General features: G+C 70.0%; 1 protein-coding gene and 1 pseudogene. Both read left to right on the top strand.

All coding sequences use genetic code 11. The annotated features are described in order from the left end of the window. Nucleotides 1-1,013 (top strand): 5-methyltetrahydropteroyltriglutamate--homocysteine S-methyltransferase (gene metE / locus D180_RS21550; protein WP_017914405.1); only part of this gene is annotated, 1,013 nt, incomplete at its 5' end. Between the two features lie 239 nt (nucleotides 1,014-1,252). After that, a pseudogene (locus D180_RS21545) lies at nucleotides 1,253-1,637 on the top strand (conditioned medium factor); the annotation flags it as partial.

Raw genomic sequence — 1,637 nt, 5'->3', positions numbered from 1 at the left:
GGCTGCCGCTGTATCCGACCACCACGATCGGCTCGTTCCCGCAGACCGAGCAGGTGCGGCAGGCGCGTGCGCAGCACAAGGCCGGCAAGCTCGACGATGCCGCGTACGACGCGTTCCTGGCCGCCGAGACCGAACGCTGCGTGCGTGCGCAGGAGCAACTGGGCCTGGATGTGCTGGTGCACGGCGAGTTCGAGCGCAACGACATGGTCGAATACTTCGGCGAGCAGCTGGACGGCTTCGCCTTCACCCGTCATGGCTGGGTGCAGAGCTACGGCTCGCGCTGCGTGAAGCCGCCGATCATCTACGGCGACGTGCAGCGCCCGGCGCCCATGACGCTGCGCTGGACCACCTACGCGCAGTCGCTGACCGAGCGGCCGATGAAGGGCATGCTGACCGGGCCGGTGACGGTGCTGCAGTGGTCGTTCGTGCGCGACGACCAGGAGCGTGCGCAGACCTGCCGGCAGATCGCGCTGGCGCTGCGCGACGAGGTGCGCGACCTGGAGGCGGCCGGCATCGGCGTGATCCAGATCGACGAGCCGGCGATCCGCGAAGGCCTGCCGCTGCGCCGCGCCGACTGGCAGGCGTACCTGGACTGGGCGGTGCAGTGCTTCCGCATCGCCGCGGCCGGGGTGCGCGATGCCACGCAGATCCACACCCACATGTGCTACTCGGAGTTCAACGACATCATCGAGGCGGTGGCGGCGATGGACGCGGACGTGATCTCGATCGAGACCTCGCGCTCGCGCATGGAACTGCTCGATGCCTTCGTGCGCTTCCGCTACCCGAACGCGATCGGGCCGGGCGTGTACGACATCCACTCGCCACGCCTGCCGAGCACGCAGGAGATGGTGGCGTTGCTGGAGAAGGCGCGTGCGGTGCTGGATCCGCAGCAACTGTGGGTCAATCCGGATTGCGGGCTGAAGACCCGAGGCTGGGCGGAAACCCGCAATGCGCTGCAGGCGATGGTGGCGGCGGCGCAGCAGTTGCGCAGCCAGCACGCGCGGGCGGCGTGACCTGGCGATGCCCGGCGCCACGTGCGCCGGGCATCGCTGCGCTTGCAGCATGTCCGGCATCCCAGTTCGGCGTGCATTGCTGCATTGCGTCTTTGTCCGGCAATGTGCGCTGGCTATAACCGCAGGCGAACGCGTGGCGAGGGGGCGCTGCGTCCTCGCCGACGTGCTGCCGGCGGCGCACTGCGCCGCGGTCTCCGGCATGTGCGTCTGCTTCTCAGCACCGCCAGGGAGAGCGCGTCATGCCGAAGCTGTCGAACCTGTCCGCCGTCTGCGTCCTGTGTCTCGTCGTCCCCGCCGCCGCGCTGCACGCGGCCGAACTGATTCCCAAACAACTGGCCGGACCGCCCGAGGAGTTCGCGCAGATGCGCGCACCCGCCCCGGCGGAAGCGGCGATCCTGTCCAAGAGCGCGCTGCTGCCGGTGGAATTCTCCGCCGCGCGCAGCAGTGGCCCGGCGCAGTGGCACACCACCCTGCCGGTGGAGAACGGCAAGCTACGCTTCGTGGTGCTGTCCGGCGACCACGATTGGCAGCCGCGCCTGAGCGCACCGGCCACGACCAGCGCACGCATGGGCACCGCCGCCGCCACGCCGCTGCTCGCGCCCAGCGCCAAGGCCACCCAACTGG

It is taken from the genome of Xanthomonas sp. SHU 166 (genome assembly GCF_000364685.1).
Lineage (GTDB): Bacteria > Pseudomonadota > Gammaproteobacteria > Xanthomonadales > Xanthomonadaceae > Xanthomonas_A > Xanthomonas_A sontii.
This window is presented reverse-complemented; position numbering and strand designations above follow the sequence as displayed.